Annotated in this window: 11 protein-coding genes; 6 read left to right on the top strand and 5 right to left on the bottom strand. The window is 77.7% G+C overall.

Annotated elements, in window-relative coordinates; genetic code table 11:
* Window positions 1-149: 149 nt before the first annotated feature.
* Window positions 150-842: a FadR/GntR family transcriptional regulator gene (locus MHY85_RS00860; RefSeq protein ID WP_239192026.1), complete on the top strand. Its 693-nt coding sequence runs from the start codon at window positions 150-152 to the stop codon at window positions 840-842.
* 18 nt (window positions 843-860) lie between these two features.
* Here the strand turns inward: MHY85_RS00860 and MHY85_RS00855 are convergent, their stop codons facing one another.
* Entirely contained in the window at window positions 861-2,633 is a 1,773-nt protein-coding gene (locus MHY85_RS00855) for a pyruvate dehydrogenase (RefSeq protein ID WP_374232553.1), read from the bottom strand.
* A 262-nt stretch (window positions 2,634-2,895) separates the two neighbouring features.
* On the opposite strand from MHY85_RS00855, the gene MHY85_RS00850 reads away from it, so the two are divergent.
* Window positions 2,896-7,191 (top strand): SCO7613 C-terminal domain-containing membrane protein, encoded by a 4,296-nt coding sequence (locus tag MHY85_RS00850; protein ID WP_239192022.1) that lies wholly within the window; start codon window positions 2,896-2,898, stop codon window positions 7,189-7,191.
* Window positions 7,192-7,441: 250 nt separating this feature from the next.
* On the opposite strand, the gene MHY85_RS00845 is transcribed toward MHY85_RS00850, so the two are convergent.
* Window positions 7,442-8,848, bottom strand: coding sequence for an MFS transporter (locus MHY85_RS00845; RefSeq protein ID WP_239192020.1), 1,407 nt, complete (start codon window positions 8,846-8,848; stop codon window positions 7,442-7,444).
* A 71-nt stretch (window positions 8,849-8,919) separates the two neighbouring features.
* Between MHY85_RS00845 and MHY85_RS00840 the strand changes: the two genes are divergently transcribed.
* Entirely contained in the window at window positions 8,920-9,213 is a 294-nt protein-coding gene (locus MHY85_RS00840) for a GNAT family N-acetyltransferase (RefSeq protein ID WP_239192018.1), read from the top strand.
* Between the two features lie 22 nt (window positions 9,214-9,235).
* Here MHY85_RS00840 and MHY85_RS00835 read toward each other — a convergent pair whose 3' ends face one another.
* The gene (locus MHY85_RS00835; RefSeq protein WP_239192016.1) at window positions 9,236-9,916 is read right to left on the bottom strand and encodes an HAD family hydrolase; all 681 of its coding nucleotides are present in this window, start codon (window positions 9,914-9,916) and stop codon (window positions 9,236-9,238) included.
* An 87-nt stretch (window positions 9,917-10,003) separates the two neighbouring features.
* Between MHY85_RS00835 and MHY85_RS00830 the strand changes: the two genes are divergently transcribed.
* Complete coding sequence (locus tag MHY85_RS00830; RefSeq protein WP_239192014.1) at window positions 10,004-10,705, top strand: DUF998 domain-containing protein; 702 nt, start codon at window positions 10,004-10,006, stop codon at window positions 10,703-10,705.
* Here MHY85_RS00830 and MHY85_RS00825 read toward each other — a convergent pair.
* Window positions 10,695-10,859 (bottom strand): hypothetical protein, encoded by a 165-nt coding sequence (locus tag MHY85_RS00825; protein ID WP_203669314.1) that lies wholly within the window; start codon window positions 10,857-10,859, stop codon window positions 10,695-10,697. The genes MHY85_RS00830 and MHY85_RS00825 overlap by 11 nt on opposite strands.
* 109 nt (window positions 10,860-10,968) lie before the next feature.
* Here MHY85_RS00825 and MHY85_RS00820 point away from each other — a divergent pair, with 109 nt between their 5' ends.
* Window positions 10,969-11,793, top strand: coding sequence for a GyrI-like domain-containing protein (locus MHY85_RS00820; RefSeq protein WP_239192306.1), 825 nt, complete (start codon window positions 10,969-10,971; stop codon window positions 11,791-11,793).
* 73 nt (window positions 11,794-11,866) lie between these two features.
* Here the strand turns inward: MHY85_RS00820 and pgm are convergent, their stop codons facing one another.
* Complete coding sequence (pgm, locus tag MHY85_RS00815) at window positions 11,867-13,540, bottom strand: phosphoglucomutase (alpha-D-glucose-1,6-bisphosphate-dependent) (protein WP_239192011.1); 1,674 nt, start codon at window positions 13,538-13,540, stop codon at window positions 11,867-11,869.
* Between the two features lie 96 nt (window positions 13,541-13,636).
* Here pgm and MHY85_RS00810 point away from each other — a divergent pair, with 96 nt between their 5' ends.
* Complete coding sequence (locus tag MHY85_RS00810; protein WP_239192009.1) at window positions 13,637-14,461, top strand: DUF5926 family protein; 825 nt, start codon at window positions 13,637-13,639, stop codon at window positions 14,459-14,461.
* Window positions 14,462-14,598: the final 137 nt, after the last annotated feature.

Here is a 14,598-nt window from a genome sequence, read left to right as displayed (position 1 = left end):
AAGATGAGACCTTTGGAACCCAAAGATGTCACCTGTGGTGCGCGGGACGGGCGTGACCTGCGCCCCCGCTCCCGTGTGCGACCCTGGCACGGCCGCCCGGGGGTCGCGCGTCGAGGGGACGCCCCCGCCGGCCGGCAGGAGGAGAGCGCGTGGCCGTCGAGGTGCTGCACAGCACGGTGCTGGAGGCCGTCGGCGCGGAGATCACCGCCGGGGTGCTGCCGGCCGGGGCGGTGCTGACGCTCGAGCAGCTCCAGCAGCGGTTCGGGGTGTCCCGGACGGTCGCCCGGGAGACGATGCGCTCGCTCGAGCAGCTCGGGCTCCTGACGTCCCGGCGGCGCGTCGGGCTCGTCGTCCGGCCGTCGTCGGACTGGATGGTGTTCGACCCGCGGGTGATCCGGTGGCGGCTCGCCGGCCCCGGACGGCTGGGTCAGCTGCGCTCGCTGACCGAGCTCCGCGCCGCGGTCGAGCCGGTCGCCGCCGCGGCCGCCGCCCGGCACGCGTCGCCCGGGGAGGTCGACGAGCTGCTCGCCCTCGTGGCGCGGCTGCGGGAGCTCGGGGAGGCCGGGCGCCTGGACGAGTTCCTCGAGGCCGACCAGCAGTTCCACGCGCTGCTGCTCCGCGCCGGGCGCAACGAGATGTTCGGCGCCCTCACGGGCGTGGTGGCCGAGGTGCTCGCCGGCCGGACCCGGCACGGGCTGATGCCCTCCCGCCCCCGCCCGGAGGCGCTGGACGCGCACGACGCGGTGGCCGAGGCGGTGCGCCGACGCGACCCCGAGGCGGCCGAGCGGGCGATGACGGTGATCACCAGCGAGATCCGCGCCGCCCTCGGCGACCTGCACTGAGGGCGGCGCGGCCCCGGCTCAGGGGCGCGGGACGTTGCGCAGGTTCGAGCGGGCCATCGCCATGACCTCGCCCATGCCGCCGCCGAGGATCTCCTTGCTCATCGCCGCCGTGAAACCGCTGACCTGCTGGCGGGTGATCTTCGGCGGGATCGACAGGGCCCGCGGGTCGGTGACCAGGTCGACCAGCGCCGGGCCGTCGTGCGCGAACGCCTGGCGCAGCGCCGACCGGATCTGGGTCGGGTCCTCGACGCGCACCGACGGGATGCCGAGCGCGGTCCCGAGCGCGGCGTAGTCGATCGCGGGCGAGTCGGTGCCGTAGCTCGGCAGGCCGTCGACCAGCATCTCCAGCCGGACCATGCCGAGCGTCGCGTTGTCGAACAGGATCACCTTGACCGGCAGGTCGTAGTGCACGAGCGTGATGAGCTCCCCGAGCAGCATCGACAGGCCGCCGTCGCCGGCGATCGCGACGACGTGCTTCTGCTCCGCGCCCGAGTCCCGGGCGGCCAGGGCCGCGCCGATCGCGTGCGGCACGGCGTTCGCCATCGACCCGTGCAGGAACGACCCGATGACGCGGCGGCGGCCGTTCGGCGTCAGGTAGCGGGCGGCCCACACGTTGCCCATGCCGGTGTCCACCGTGAACACGGCGTCGTCGGCGGCCTCCTCGTCCAGGACGACCGCGGCGTACTCCGGGTGGATGGGGCGGTGGTGCTCGACGTCCTTGGTGTAGGCCCCGACGACCCCGCCCATCGCCCGCTCGTGCTTCTTGATCATCGAGTCGAGGAACCGGCGCGACCGCTTCTTCTCGACCAGCGGGAGCAGCGCGCGGACGGTCTCGCCCACGTCGCCGACGACGGCGAGGTCGTTCCGGGTGCGGCGGCCGAGCCGGGTGGGCTCGATGTCGACCTGGGCGGTGCGGACGTCGGCCGGGAGGAACTGGTCGTACGGGAAGTCGGTGCCGAGCAGGATCAGCAGGTCCGCCTCGTCCATCGACGCCTGCAGCGCGCCGTACCCGAGCAGGCCGGTCATCCCGACGTCGAACGGGTTGTCGTACTGGATGTGCTCCTTGCCGCGCAGGCTGTGCCCGACGGGCGCGGCGATCTTGTCGGCCAGGGCGAGGACGTCGTCGTGCGCGCCGCGGACGCCCGCGCCGGCCAGGATCGTGACCTTCTTCGCCCCGTCGATCGCGGCGGCCAGCGCGGCGACGTCGGCCTCGGCGGGGACCACGCGCGGCCTGCGCGGGCGGGCCAGGGTGTCCGTGCCGGCCGGCGGGGCCTCGAGGTCCGCGACGTCGCCGGGGAGCGTCAGCACCGCGACGCCCGGGGCGCCGTAGGCGTGGTGGATCGCGCTGCGGATGACGCGCGGGGCCTGGGCGGCGGACGAGATCATCTCCGAGAACACCGAGCACTCGACGAACAGCCGGTCCGGGTGCGTCTCCTGGAAGTACTGGGTGCCGATCTGCGCGCTCGGGATGTGCGAGGCGATCGCGAGGACCGGCACGCGGCTGCGGTTGGCGTCGTACAGCCCGTTGATGAGGTGCAGGTTGCCCGGCCCGCAGGACCCGGCGCACACGGCGAGGTCGCCGGTGATCTCCGCCTCGGCGGCCGCGGCGAACGCGGCGGCCTCCTCGTGCCGGACGTGCACCCACTGGATGTCCGCGCCCGCGGCCCGGGCGCGGCGGACGGCGTCCACCACCGGGTTCAGGCTGTCGCCCACGATGCCGTAGATGTGCTTGGCCCCGGCCGCCACCACCTGGGCGACGAGCTGGTCGGCCACCGTGCTGCTGCGTGCCACGGGCTCGCTCCTGTCGTTGTCGTGTGGAGCCATATTCATCCCATGACTTGCGCGCACGCCACCCGGGGGCGGTGTCTCGTCGGTCACGGGGACGGCTCCACCCTGGCGCGGACCCCGGGGGTCGGCACGTCGAGCGCGGGAAGCGGCCGGCCGGCGCCGCGGCGACCAGGGCGCGGGCCCGTGGGCGTCCGACATGGTGATTCCCTGCGCAGGAACGGTGGACGGGCCGCCCCGGACCCGCCCGACCTGGCACGCTCGGCTCGTGGAACCGACCCCCGTGGACGCCGCACGGCGCCAGCTGCTCGACTTCACGCGGTGCGCCGCGTGCGGCGCGACCCTCACGACGACGCGCTGCGCCCGGTGCGGACTCGACCTGGGCGGCGCCGACGGGGCGCGGATCGCCGACGCCTCGCGCGCGGCGGTCCGGGCGCTCGACGCGCGGCGGGAGGTCGTCGACGGCGTGCGGGCGCGGCAGGGCGTGGCGGCCGGCGCGGGCGTCGCGCGGCCCGCCGCGTGGCGGCCGGTGGCGGGGGCCCCGGGCGGGCCCGTTGCACCTGGCGCGGCGCCCGTGCCCGGTGGCGTGCCCGTGCCCGGTGGCGTGCCCGTGCCCGGTGCGGTGCCCGTGCCCGGTGCCGCGCCCGCGCCCGGTGCCGTGCCGCCGTGGGGGCCCGTCCCGACGGCAGGTGCCGCGCCGTACGGCGGTGCGGGCGGTGCGGTCCCGCCGCGCGGGCCCGGCCGGCCCGTGCCCCCGGTGCCCGCCGCCGCAGCCGAGCGGCCGTTCGACGTCGCCCGGCTGTTCGTGCTCGCCGGGGCCGGGCTGGTCGCCGCCGCGGCGCTCGTGTTCGCGTTCTTCTTCCTCGCCGGCTCCCCGGGCCCGCGGGTCGTGGTGATGCTGGTCGCCACGGCCGGGGCCGTCGCCGGGACGCTCGCGCTGCGCCGGACCGGCCTGGGCGCGTCGGCGGAGGCGGTCGGCGGGCTCGTGGCGGCCCTCGCGGTCGTGGACGCCTGGATGATCGCGCTCCTCGCCGACGGGCCCACCCGGTGGCTCGCGCTGGCCTTCCTGCTGCTCGCGGTGGGTGTGGGCCTGCCCGCCGCCGGCCTCGCCGTCCGGGTCCGCGCCTGGACGGTCGCGGTGCTGGTGCTGCCGCTCGTGCCGCTGTGCGTCGCCGCCGCGTGGCCGGGTCCGTGGGCGTGGCACCTGGCCCTGCTCGCCGCGGCGCTCGTGACCCTCGTCCGCGCCGGGTACCGCCGGGCGGTCGCGGGGCGGTTCGGCACCGACGGGGCGGTCGTCGACGCGCTGCTCGCCCTCGGGGCCCTCGCGCTGATCGGCGGCGCCCTGCTCGCCGCCGTCGCGCTCCCGGAGCCGGTGACCGGCTGGGAGACCGGCGGCCTCGCGGTGGCGCTCCTGCTGTCCGCCGCCGTGACCCGCGCGCAGGCGCTCGCCGAGCGGCCCGCGTGGGGTGCCGCCACGGCGTGGGTGTGGGCCGCCGGCGGCATGGCCGTGCTGTCGGCGGGCGTGGCGGTCGCGTCCGTGCTGCCCGCTCCGCTGGGCACCGTGCCGCTGGCGGCCGCCGCGGCCTGGGCGCTGGTCGTCCTGGTGCCGCGCCTGCTGCCCGGCGACCGCGCCGCGGACGTGCCGTACCGCGCGCAGGTCGCCGGCGGCTGGACGGCGCTCGTGCTCACCGCCGGGCCCGGGACCGCGGTGGGCGTCCTGGAGACGCTGGGGCTGCTCGGTGCCGTCCGGGTCGATGGCGGCTCGCCCCGGACGGGCGCCGGCTGGGCGCTGGTGCCCGGCGCGTTCGACGCCACGGGCTTCGGGGCCGGTGCCGGCCCGGTGCTCGCCGCCGTGGTGCTCGCCGCGACGCTCGCGGCGATCGGCCGCGTGCCGCTCGCGCCGGTGGCGGAGTCGGTCCCCGTCGCCGGCCCGCACGCGCCCGGCCGGCCGGCGCCGGGCCACCCGGCACCGGCCCGGTACCCGGTCGCGACCGGCGGGGTCCCGGTCCGCGCCACGGTGTGGCGGCAGCACGCGGCGGTGGTCGTCGGCCGGGCGTGCCTGCCCGCGGCGGTCGTCCTGGCCGCGTGGGTCGCCGTCGCGCTCCTGCGGTCGTGGTCGGTCGCGCTGCTCGCCGCCGAGCTCGTGCTCGCCGCGGCGCTGGTCGAGGTCGCCCGGCGGGTCCCCGCCGTGACGCGCGGTGCCGGACCCGCCGGGACCCCGGCGGCGCCGCCCGGCCGCGGCGTGGCACCCGGCGTCGCCGTCGACCCGTCCGACCGTGCTCTCGTGCGCCCCGCCCCGGCCGCGCCGTGGCGCGCCACCGCCGTCCCGGCGGCGTTCGCGCAGATCGCCTTCCTGGCCCTGCTGACCTGGGTGTCCCGCCCGACGACCGCCCTCGGCGCCGTCGCGGTCGCCGTCCTGCTGCTGCGGGCCCGGGCGCTCCTGCCGCGGGACGTCGGCGCGGTGCTGGTCGGGCTCGCCACGGCCTACGCCGGGGCGGTGCTCGCGGCCGTGCTCGGCTGGTCGGGCTGGGACGGGTTCGGCGTGGTCGGCGGCGTCGCGGTCGCGCTGCTCGTGGTGGCGGCGGCGCTGGCGGTGCTGCCCCGCGTCGGCGACGACACCTGGCTGGGCGTGCTGGTCGTCGCGCTCGTGCCCGCGGTGGTCGCGGTGGCGGCCGTCGCGTTCGACCGCACCTGGTGGGGGGCAGGAGCCGCCGCGGCGCTGCTGCTCGTGGAGGTCCTCCTGCTCGACACCCGCCGCCGGCCCGTGCCGTCGTGGGCCCGGGTCACCGCGGCGGCCCTCGTGCTGCCCACCGTGGCGGTCGTGGTGATCTGCGCGGGCGCCCAGCTGCTCCCCGGCTCCGGCTCGCCGGTGCTGCTCCCCGTCGTCGCGGTGCTCGCCGCCGCGGCCGCGGTGGCCGCCCCGGCGATCGGCGACCGGCTGCGGCACCGGTCCCCGGGCACGCCGGGCGACCACGCGCGGGTCGCGGTCGAGCTGGCCGCCGCCGGCACCGGCGCCGTCGCGCTGCTGCTCGGCATCGCCCGCACCCCCACCGGCGCCGACACCGTCCTGGTGCTCTGCGCCCTGCTCGGCGCGGGGGCGACCGCGGTGGCGCTGCGGCCGGACCGGCGGCCCGCCTGGTGGCCGGCGGCCCTGCTGTGGTGCGGCGTCGCCTGGTCCGCGCTCGTCTGGTGGGGCGTCGGCCTCGTCGAGGCGTACACCGCGCCCCCGGCGCTGGCCGCGATCCTGGTCGGCACCCTCCTCGCGCGCCGGGGCGCCCGGTGGCGGCCGCTCGTCGCCGCCGGGGTCGCGCTGCTCGTCGGCCCGACGCTGCTGCTCGCCGTCGCCGGTCGTGACGTGGGCGCCCGGTCGGCCGTGCTGCTCGCCGTCGCGGGCCTCGCGGTCGTGACCGGGGCCCTCGACCGACGACCTGCCGCCGGGGCGCGCGCCTGGTCGGCGCTCACCGAGCCCCTGCTGGTCGGCGGGGCCGCGGCGGCGCTCGCGGGCGCGGTCCGCGCGGCGCACCTCGCGGCGAGCACGCCGGTCGCGGGCGGGGTCGCCAACGCCCGGCTGTTCGGGGCGGCGCTGCTCTGGTCCCTGGCCGGGGCGGTGCTGCTCGGCGCGCTCGGCCGGCTGCTCGTCGACCGGCTCGCGTCCGCCCCGGCGCCCGCGGGGACCTGGGCGGCCGCCGCCGCAGGGTCCGGCGCCCGCCCGCCCGGGGTCCCCGCCGGGCCCGACCCGCGCCGGGCCGCCCGCGCCGCCCGCGCCGCCGCGCTGCGTCGCTGGGCGCTCGCGCCCGCGCTGCTGGCGTTCACCGTCGGTGCGCTGGTCGCCGTGCGGCCGTCCTGGGCGCTCACCTGGACCGGGTGGGTCGTCGAGCTCGGCCTCCTGGCGCTCGCCGTCGCCGCGGTGCGGTCGGAGGCCTCCGGGGAGCGCGGCTCGCTCGCCACCGACGTCCCGCCGGGCTGGGTGCTGTGGCTCGCCGCGCTCGCCTGGGCGATCGGCGCGTGGAGCCCGCGCGAGCTCCGCGTCGAGGTGTTCGCCCTGCCGCTGGGCCTCGCGCTGACGGCGATGGGCTGGGTCGCGCTGCGCGCCGCGCTGCCCGGCCCGGGGGCCGCGCCCGGTGCGCTCGGACGAGGGGCGGCCGCCGCGGGTGCGGGCGCGGGCGGCCCGGTCGGGCTGCGGCCCGCGTGGCCGGTCGGCCGCGCGACGTCGCTCGCCACGCTGACCCCGGGCATCCTGGCGACCCTCGGCCCGTCCATGCTGGCGATCTGGACCGACCCCATGACCTGGCGCGCGATCCTGGTGGTCGTCCTGGCGCTGGGCTTCATGCTCGAGGGCGCGCGCGAGATGCTGCGCGCGCCCCTCGTGCTCGGGGCGGGCGCGCTGCCGGTGGCGGTGCTCAGCGTCTTCGCGGCACAGCTCGGGCGCACGGTGTCGGCGGGCCCGTGGCTGCTCACGCTGCTCGCCGCGGGCGGGCTGCTGCTGGTGCTCGGCGTGTTCGCGGAGCGTCGGCGCACGGCGGTCGCGGAGGGCCGCGCGGCCGCCGGGGGCGTCCTGCGCTGATCGGCGCGCGGGCGGGTGCGCCGTGCGGGCGGGTGCGCCGCCCCGTCCGCCCGCGTCGCGCCCGCGGTCGTCGCCGACCGGGCACCCGACACGTCGAGCGAGTACCCAGCGCATGCTCGCTCGACGTGTCCGTTGCACTCTCGGCGACCGGCGACCGGCGACCGGCGGCGGGCGATCGGCGACCCGGCGCCGGCCGACCGGGGCGACGCGGTGGGGTCTCGGCCCTGGCCGGGGCGGAGTGCGGGCGCCGTCAGCGGCGCGCGTCGCCTCCCGGCGTGGCGTCGCGGCCGAGCGCGGAGACGCCCTCGGCCTCCGCGTCGGCATCGCCGATCCGCGTGGTCGCCGCACCCGCGTCGCCGCCCGGTTCCGCGGAGCCGGCCACGGTCGCCGCGCCCGGCACCCGCTCTGCTGCGCCCGGTGCCCGCTCCGCCGTCCCCGGCCCGCGCTCCGCCGCCCCGGCCCGGAGGACCCGCAGCGACCCCAGCACGGCCACGACCGCCAGCACCGCAGCGCCGACCACCACGAGGTACCCGCCGTGCGACCCCTGCCGGTCGATGAGCAGCCCCGCGACCCACGACCCGACCGACACCCCGACCCCGAGCGACGTCCCGACCCAGGTCAGCCCCTCGGTCAGCCGCTCGCGCGGCACGAGGTCCTGCACGAGTCCGTTGCCGTTGATCAGGGTCGGCGCGATCGCGAAGCCGGCGACGAACATGACGACCGCCAGCATCGCCATCGAGTCGACGAGCACGAACAGCGACGCCCCCAGCGCCAGCGCGACCATCCCGATCGCGAAGCGCCGCCACAGCGGGGTCGTCCAGTGCCGGGCGCCGTAGAGCAGGCCCGAGATCATCGACCCGCACGCGAACACCGCGAGGATGACGCCAGCGAGACCGGGCCTGCCGGACTCCTCGGCGAAGGCGACGGTGCTGACGTCGGTGCCGCCGAAGATCGCGCCCATCGCGACGAACACGACCGCGAGCACGACCATGCCCCCGGACCGCATGACCGAGCGGCGTCGCACCGGGGTCCCGTCGGGCGCGGTGACGACCTCGCGCGGGTGCGGCGGCGGCTGCGTCGCGCGCTGACCGAGGAACCAGAACCCGCCGAGCACCATGCCGAGCACCGGCACGACGAGTCCGGCGGACGGGGTGACGGCGGTGGCGAGCGTGGTGGCGAGGATCGGCCCGACGACGAACACCAGCTCGTCCAGCGCCGACTCCAGCGAGTACGCGGTGTGCAGCGCGCGCGGGTCGTCCAGGACGTGCGACCAGCGGGCGCGGACCAGCGCGCCGAAGGAGCCGACGGTCGCGCCGACCACCACGGCGGTGGCGTACAGCGACCACACCGGGGCGCCGGCGAGCGCGCACGCGACCAGGCCGACCAGCGCCGTGGCGGACACGGTGACCGCGGGGCGCATGACCCGCGCCTGCCCGTGCAGGTCGACCAGGCGGGCGAGCTGCGGCGAGCACACGGCCTGCGCCAGCACGTACGCCGCGGACACGCTCCCCGCGAGCCCGTACGAGTCGTAGAGCGCCTGGACCATCAGCACGATCCCGATGCCGACCATGGACATCGGGAGCCGGGCGACCACGCCCGCGGCGGAGAACGCCAGCGCCCCCGGACGGGAGAGCACGTCGCGGTAGGGCCCCAGCACGTCGTCAGTGTCGCACCCGCCGCCGACACCCCGCTCGCGGATATCGGCCGGTCGGCCGGATACTCGGCGGCATGACGACGCACGTGACGGACGTGGCCGACCAGCAGCGCTTCGAGATCACCGACGACGAGGGCACCGTGCTCGGGGTCGCGGAGTACCGGCGGCGCCCGGGGGTCGTCGTGTTCACGCACACCGAGGTCGACCCGCGGCAGGAGGGGCACGGTGTCGGCTCGACGCTGGTGCGCGAGGCGCTGGACGCGGTGCGCGCCGCGGGGGACCGCATCGAGCCGCGCTGCCCGTTCGTGCGGGCCTTCGTCGAGGACCACCCGGAGTACGGCGACCTGGTCGCCGACCCGGCCGCCTGACCCCCCGCCCCCGGCGACGCCGTCAGCCGCGCAGCAGCGCCCCCACCGGCGTCGCGTCGAGGTCCCGCAGCAGCGCCGCGACGTCCTCGACCACCGCCGCCGCGCCGGCGTCCCGCAGCTCCGCCTCGGAGGTGCCGCCGGACAGGACGCCGACGCACGGCACGCCGGCGCGCACGGCGGCCTCGACGTCCCACACGGAGTCGCCGACGAACACCGCCCGGTCCGCCGGCACCCCGGCCAGGTCGAGCGCGGCGTGCACCAGGTCCGGCTCGGGCTTCGCCTCGTCGACGTCCTCCGCGCCGGTGACCTGCACGAGGTCGTCGACGTCGAGCGTCGCCCGGAGCTTCTCCAGCTCCTCGGGGGCCGCCGACGTCGACAGCACCACGCGCACGCCGCGGTCCGCCAGCGTCCGCACCAGGTCGCGCGCGCCGCCGAACGGACGGAGCAGCCCGGCGAGCTCCGCGTAGCGCGCGGTGTGCCGCTCCTTCGCGTCGTCGCCCAGCCGGTCCGCGTCGTCGCCGAGCAGCTCGCCGATCAGCCGGCCGGAGCCCATGCCGATGCGCCGGTGCACGCGCCACGCGTCGACGGGGTGCCCGACCTCGGCGAACGCCTGGACCCAGGCGTGCACGTGCAGGAAGTTCGAGTCGACGAGCGTCCCGTCGATGTCGAGCAGGACGGCGGTCGGTGCGTCGGTGCCGGTCATGGTCCCGGTCTAGCGGCTGGCGGCCGGGCACGCGACCGGGGGCGGTCCTGGCGGGCGGACGGCGGGTCCCGCGGCTAGCGTGCGGCGATGCCCCGCCCGCGCCACGCCGCGCCCGCCGACCCCGCGCCCGCCGGCCACGCGCCCGCCGACCACCCTCCCGCGGGCCGCCCCCGCATCACGTCGCCCCGTCGCTGGGCCGTCGTGCCGGCCGCCGTCGCACCCGTCGCGATGATCGGCGGGTGGCTGCTCGCCGAGGCCGTCGCCCCCGGGTTCGACCCGGTGCGCCGGACCATCAGCGAGCTCGCGACCGCGGACGTGCCGCACCCCGGCGTCATGACCGCCGGTCTCCTGGTCACAGGCGTCGCGCACGTCGTCACCGCGTCCGGCCTGGTGGGCCTGCCGAGAACGGGCAGGCTCGGGCTCGCGCTCGGCGGCGTCGCCACGGCGGCGGTCGGTCTGCTGCCGCTCGACCGGGCGCCGCACGCCCACGGGATCGCCGCCGGCGTGGCGTTCGGCGCGCTCGCGCTGTGGCCGGCCGCCTCGGTGCGCCGCGACGGTCCGTCACCGCTGCGGCCGGCGGTGCTGGCGCCGGCGACGGCGGTGCTGCTCGGGCTCCTGGGCTGGTTCGTCGCGGAGGCCGTCCGGGCCGGCCTGGCCGAGGGTCTGGCCGAGCGGGCGGTGGCCGGAGCGGAGTCGCTGGCGCCCCTCGTCCTGGTGGTGGCGCTGCTGTCGCGCCGCCGCGCCGAGTCGTCACTGAGGCTCGGCGCGGCGGGCGGTCTCAGGGGTTGAGGTACGAGCCCGGGTCCTGGTCGGACGGGCTGGCGTCCGGCATCGACCGGGCGACCTCCTCGTCCGAGACCTCGTCGTCGCGGACCTCGTCCACGTCCGGCTCGGTCAGGGCGTCGGGGGAGTCCTCGGGGAACGGCGTGACGTCCTCGCTCATCACTGCTCCTTCGCTGGGCGGCCTGGTCGGGCCACGGTAGGCGGGTCCGGGCGCCGCCGCGCGCCGAGGGCTGGACCCTCCCACGGTGGCAGGGTGTGGGGTCGTGGACATGTCCGACGACCGGCTCCTCACGATCGGCGAGTTCTCCCGCCTGTCGATGCTCAGCATCCGCATGCTGCGGCACTACGACGAGCACGGCGTGCTCCCGCCCACCCGGGTCGACCCGCTCAGCGGGTACCGCAGCTACCACCCCGCGCTGCTGCGCACGGCCGGACGCGTCCGGGCGCTGCGCGACGCCGGGGTGGGCGTGCACGACCTCGCGGCGTGCGCCCCGTTCGACGACGAGGCGCAGCTGCGGGCGGTGCTGCTCGAGCGGCGGAGGGCCGTCCAGGCGGAGATCGCCGTGGCGGAGGGCCGGCTCGCGGACATCGACCGATTCCTCACCGACCTGGAAGGACCCGTCATGTCCACCACCGTCACCCGCACGACCCTGCCCGCGCGCCGCGTCGCGTCGCTCCGGGGCACCATCCCGACCTACGACGACGAGGGGCTGCTCTGGCAGCGGCTCGGGGCCGCGCTCGACGCGGCCGGGACGGTCCCGGCGCCGGACGCGGCGGCCGTCGCGGTGTTCCACGACGAGGGCTTCGTCGAGCAGGACGCCGACGTCGAGGTCCAGCTCGACGTCGCCGTGCCGTTCCCGGAGGTCGACGGCGTGCGGTACGTCGAGGAGCCGGCGGTCGACGCTGTCGTCGGCGAGCTGCACGGCCCGTACGCGGGCGTCGGCGCGGTCATGGCCGAGCTCGGCGCGTGGATCGCGGCGCGCGGTCTGCGGGTCGCCGGCCCGATGCGCAACGTGTACGTGGTCGGCCCGGTGACCGAGCCCGACCCGTCGGCCTGGGTCACCCGGGTCTGCCTCCCGGTCGCCACGGCGTGACGTCGCCCGTCGCGGACGCGTCCACCGGCCCCGCGCCGGCCCGGCTCCTCGCGGAGCGCGGCCGGCGCGCGGGTCAGCCGCCGAGCGCGTCGGAGACGACGTCCTTCGCCGCCTCCTGCACCTGGGCGAGGTGCTCGGGGCTGACGAACGACTCGGCGTAGATCTTGTAGACGTTCTCCGTCCCGGACGGCCGGGCGGCGAACCAGGCGTTCTCGGTGGTCACCTTGAGGCCGCCGATGGGCGCGTCGTTGCCCGGCGCGGCGGTGAGCTTGGCGGTGATCTCCTCGCCGGCGAGCGTGGTCGCGGTGACCTGCTCCGGCGACAGCTTCCCGAGGGTGGCCTTCTGCTCCAGCGTCGCCGGGGCGTCGACCCGGGCGTACCAGGACTCGCCGAACCCGGCGACCAGGTCCGCGTGGTGCTGCGACGGCGACTTCCCGGTCGTGGCGAGGATCTCCGAGGCGAGCAGCGCGAGGAGGATCCCGTCCTTGTCGGTGGTCCAGACCGTGCCGTCCTTGCGGAGGAACGAGGCGCCGGCGGACTCCTCGCCGCCGAAGCCCACCGAGCCGTCGAGCAGGCCGGGGACGAACCACTTGAACCCGACCGGCACCTCGAGCAGCCGGCGGCCGAGGCTGCCCGCCACCCGGTCGATCAGGGAGGACGACACCAGCGTCTTGCCGATCGCGGCGTCCGCGGGCCAGCCCGGCCGCGCGCCGGCGTACAGGTAGCCGATGGCGACCGCCAGGTAGTGGTTCGGGTTCATCAGGCCGGCGTCCGGCGTGACGATCCCGTGCCGGTCGGAGTCCGCGTCGTTGCCGGTGGCGATGTCGAACGGCGAGTCGCCCTCCATCGCGCGCACGAGGGAGGCCATCGCCGACGGCGACGAGCAGTCCATCCGGATCTTGCCGTCCCAGTCGAGGGTCATGAACGACCACTGCGGGTCGACCCGCGGGTTCACGACGGTGAGGTCCAGGCCGTACCGCTCGGCGATCGCGCCCCAGTACTCGACGGACGCGCCGCCGAGCGGGTCCGCGCCGATCCGCACACCCGCCGACCGGATCGCGTCCAGGTCGAGCACGTGCGCCAGGTCGTCGACGTACGCGCCGAGGAAGTCGTGCTTGCGCGTGGTGTCCGCGGCGAGGGCGGCGTCCACGCTCACCCGCGGCACCCGGTCCACGCCGCTCGCGAGCAGCTCGTTCGCGCGGTCGGCGATCCACGAGGTCGCCTCCGACCCGGCGGGGCCGCCGTGCGGCGGGTTGTACTTGAAGCCGCCGTCGCGGGGCGGGTTGTGCGACGGGGTCACGACGATGCCGTCGGCGAGACCGGGCCCGGTGGCGCGCACGCCCTCGGAGGTCGCCGCGCCGTTGTGCAGCAGGATCGCGTGCGAGACGGCGGGGGTGGGTGTCCAGGAGTCGCGCGCGTCGACGCGCACCTCGACGCCGGCGGCCGCCAGCACCTCCAGCGCGGTCCGCCACGCGGGCTCGGACAGCCCGTGGGTGTCGCGGCCGATGAACAGGGGCCCGTCGGTGCCCTGGCCGCGTCGGTACTCGACGATGGCGGCGGTGATCGCGACGATGTGCGCCTCGTTGAAGGCGCCGTCGAGGCTCGAGCCGCGGTGACCGCTGGTGCCGAACACCACGCGCTGCGCGGGGTCCTCCAGGTCGGGGCGGCGGTCGTGGTACGCGGTGAGCATCGCGTCGACGTCCACGAGGTCGGACGGCTGGGCAGGGGTTCCGGCACGCGGGTCCATGGCCCGATCCTGCCACCGAAGACGGTCGCGCGGCTGGTCGAGCGGGCGACCTGGGGACCACGGCGGCGGCGCGTCGCGGCCCGGTAGCCTGGGTGCATGGCCTCTTCCACCGTCGACTTCGTGCTGCGCCCCTTCGAGGGCCTCCCCGGTGAGCCCGACTGGGTCGCCCTGCGCGAGCTCGTGCCCGCCGCCACCGCGACCGCCCGCACCAACGCCGAGCACGGCGTGCGCGACATCACGGTCACGACCGTGCTGCCCGACGGCTGGGCGGCGCTGCACCGCGCCGACGGCGTCGTGCTGCTCGCGCTCCAGGTGGTGGGCGGCTCCGGCGACGCCAGCCGCGACCTCGCCGCCGCCCTGCTCGAGGCGCTCGACTCCGAGCCCGGCACCGCCGTGCAGAACTCCGGCCTGGCGGGCCCCGGCCCGCGCCTGCAGGACGTGCTCGACACGACCGTGCCGTTCGAGGTGACGGTCGAGGAGAGCTTCGCCTACTGGGTCGCCGCCGACACCGAGATGACCCCGGACCTCAAGGCCGCGATCGAGGAGGCCGACGCCGGCGTCGTCGACACCAAGAAGCTCGCCGCGGTCGACGCCGCCTACTGGGTCCGCATGGGTGCCCGGGAGTACCTGCGCTGGGCCCAGCCGCACGACGAGCAGCAGGTCATCGACGGCCTCGCCCGCCTGCACGGGCGCCGCGAGTCGGGCTTCGACGGCGCGAAGTTCATCGGCTACTTCCGGTCCAACGGCCTGGTCGTCCCGGTGTGGGAGCTCGCCCGCGGCAGCGAGGCCGAGGACATCGAGCCGGCCGTGGCCGAGTTCGCGCCGAGGTTCACGGCCGCGCTCGCCGAGACCGAGCCGCTCGACGCGAACGCGCGCCGCGCCCGCGCCGGCATCGTCGCCCGGCAGGTCACCCTCCGCTGAGCCCCGCCGCAGGCCGCCCCGGGGACCGCACCGGTCCGCGGGGCGGCCCGCGGCGTGCCCCGGCTCGGCCGGGCCGCGCGGACCCGCTGGTGACGGCGCCGCGCCGCCCGTGTGACCGTCGTGTGCAGCGTCCGCGT

The sequence above is a fragment of the Cellulomonas sp. ACRRI genome, from assembly GCF_022346185.1.
Taxonomy (GTDB): domain Bacteria; phylum Actinomycetota; class Actinomycetes; order Actinomycetales; family Cellulomonadaceae; genus Cellulomonas.
The sequence above is the reverse complement of the archived record's forward strand: the minus strand, read 5'-3'. Positions and strand labels throughout refer to the sequence as shown.